This is a genomic window from Streptomyces sp. NPDC002130 (assembly GCF_040296465.1).
Lineage (GTDB): Bacteria > Actinomycetota > Actinomycetes > Streptomycetales > Streptomycetaceae > Streptomyces.
Genome location: NZ_JBEOXI010000554.1, coordinates 1 through 2,454 on the forward strand (window position 1 = coordinate 1; position 2,454 = coordinate 2,454).

2 protein-coding genes and 1 pseudogene are annotated in these 2,454 nt (G+C 73.3%); all 3 read right to left on the reverse strand.

What is annotated here, in order from left to right:
* Positions 1–208, reverse strand: a pseudogene (locus tag ABT116_RS42675) (3-dehydroquinate synthase); the annotation flags it as partial.
* A 25-nt stretch (positions 209–233) separates the two neighbouring features.
* The gene (locus ABT116_RS42680; protein ID WP_351646076.1) at positions 234–554 is read right to left on the reverse strand and encodes a shikimate kinase; all 321 of its coding nucleotides are present in this window, start codon (positions 552–554) and stop codon (positions 234–236) included.
* Between the two features lie 34 nt (positions 555–588).
* Positions 589–2,454 (reverse strand): SpnB-like Rossmann fold domain-containing protein (locus ABT116_RS42685; RefSeq protein WP_351646080.1); only part of this gene is annotated, 1,866 nt, incomplete at its 5' end.

Genomic DNA, 2,454 nt, shown 5'->3' on the forward strand with positions numbered 1-2,454 from the left:
CGGGAATCTCGATACGGTGAGCGTCAATTCCCTTCTCCGCCAACGCAGCCCGTACGGCCTCCGCGGTCTCTGCCAGCGGCGGCTGATGGAAGATCGCGACAGTGCGCGCGCCGTCGAACTCGGCAACGAGATCACCGAGCAGGCCGCGGCCGATCACGACCGGGTAAGGACTTGCGGTCTTCACCTCTACACGTACGGGTTCGGTCACTGCTCCACTACTCCGCTCCGGTTGTTCATTTGTCTTGAAGTTTCGACACCAGTTGTCCGACGACACGCGCCGGACTTCGGCCGTCGGTCCGAATCCGAATCGTGGCCGAACGCCGGTACAGCGGACGACGACGCCTCATCAACTCCTGGTACTTGACCTTGGGATCTCCGCCGGCCAGCAGCGGACGATGATTGTTCGCCCCGGTGCGGCGAAGCCCTTCGGCGACACTGATCTCGAGGTAGATGACCGTGTGACCCTGGAGCAGTTCGCGGGTGCGATCGGAGAGGATCGCGCCACCGCCGAGGGAGACGATGCCGTCGGTGGCCTCCAACGCTTCGCGAACCACCGATTCCTCGATCTCACGAAACCGAGGCTCGCCGTCATGGGTGAAGATCTCCGGGTGGGATGTCGGCGGAGGCGGTGCCGCGGATCGCGGCCTGGGGTTCGCCGGAGGCGACCACGGCGGACAGCGCGTCCGGGCCGGGTTCGCCGTCCGTGTCCACCAGGACGATCCGCCCGGGCGTCTCCGACTGCGCCGAGCGCAGCAGGCCCCAGGCGGCAGCGGCGGCGGGGTCGTCGACGTCCTCGTCGCCGGTGACGGCCACGGCCCCACGGGTCACGACGACCAGCGGCGTGCCGGCCAGGGTCTCCTCGGCGAGCCACTGCCGTGCCCAGGACAGGGCCCGGCCGACGGTGTCCCTGACGGCGTCGCCCGCGGTGCCTCCCTCGGGGGTGGTCAGATCCAGGCGTACGGCCCCGGCCTGTCCGCCGGCCACGGCGGCCGTGACGGCGGGTACGTCCGGGTGGGTGGCGGAGCCGAGCGTGAGCCAGTCGAGGGAAGCAGCGGGCAGGGGCCGGGCGATCCACTCCACGTGGTGGAGGGCGTCGCGGTGCCGGGTGCGGGCGGCCCGCAGCGTTTCGGCGCGGACGGGGCCGACGGTCACGGCGTCGGCCTCCGCGACCACTTGTCCGGCCGGGTCGGTGAGCCGCACCGCGTAGGTGTCGTCGGCGGCGGGGCTCGGGGCGAGGTGGACGCGCAGGGTGTCCGCGCCGACGGCGTGCAGCCGCAGACCGCGCCATCGGGTGACGGTGGCGGGCAGGCCGGGCAGTCCGGCGGCGTACAGCGGCTGCAGGGCGGCCTCCAGCAGGGCCGGGTGGAGCCCGAATGTCTCGGCGCGCGGGTCGGTGTCGGAGGCCAGGGCCACCTCGGCGAACAGTTCACCGGCGCGTCGCCACATCCGGGTGAGCCCTCGGTACGCGGGCCCGTAGTGCACACCGGCTGCGGCGAAGCGTTCGTACAACTCGTGCCCCATGTCCGGGGGTTCGGTCCCGTCCGTGGCTGCGAACGGCTCTGCGCCGGCCGGCGGCCACGGCGCGGGCTCGGTGTCCGCCGGCGGGACGAGCGGGGCGTCGCCGAGCACGCCGTGGGCGTGGCGCGTCCAGGACGCGTCGGCCGCCTCGGGCCGGGCGTGGACGGTGAGGGCGCGCCGGCCGGCCGTGTCCGGTTCGCCGACGCGGACCTGGAGGTGCAGGGCCCCCTCGCGGGGCAGTACCAGCGGCGCGTCGACGACGAGTTCGTCCAGGGTCGTGCAGCCGGTCTCGTCCCCGGCCCGGACGGCGAGTTCGGCGAGGACCGTGCCGGGCACGACGGTCTCTCCGGCGACGGTGTGGGCGGCGAGCAACCGGTCCGTGCGGGACGACAGGCGGGCCGTGAACAGGGCCTCGTCGCGGTCTCCGGGGAACAGCGCGGCGCCGATGAGGGGGTGCTCGGTGTTGTCCAGGCCGAATCCGCCGGCGTCCCGGCGGCCGGCCGCGAGTGCGTCGGCCCAGTACCGCTGGTGCCGGAAGGCGTAGGTGGGCAGCGGGACCCGGCGGGCTCCGGTGCCGGCGAAGAACGCCTCCCAGTCGACGGGCACGCCCCGGGCGTGGAGGGTGCCGATGCCGTCGGCGAGTGCGGACGGTTCGGGCCGATCCGAGCGCTGGAGGGCCTGGACGGTGACGTCGTCCCGGTCGGCGAGCACCGTTCGGGTGAGGGCGGTGAGGACGCCGCCGGGGCCTATCTCCACGACGGTCCGCGCTCCCTGGTCGTACAGGGTGGTGACGGCGTCGGCGTAGCGGACCGGCTGCCGGACCTGGGTCACCCAGTAGTCCGCCGAGCGCAGGTCCTCACCCTCGGCCAACCGGCCCGTCACGGTCGAGACCACAGCCAGCCGGGGAGCCTCATAACGCACCTCCTTGGCCACCGA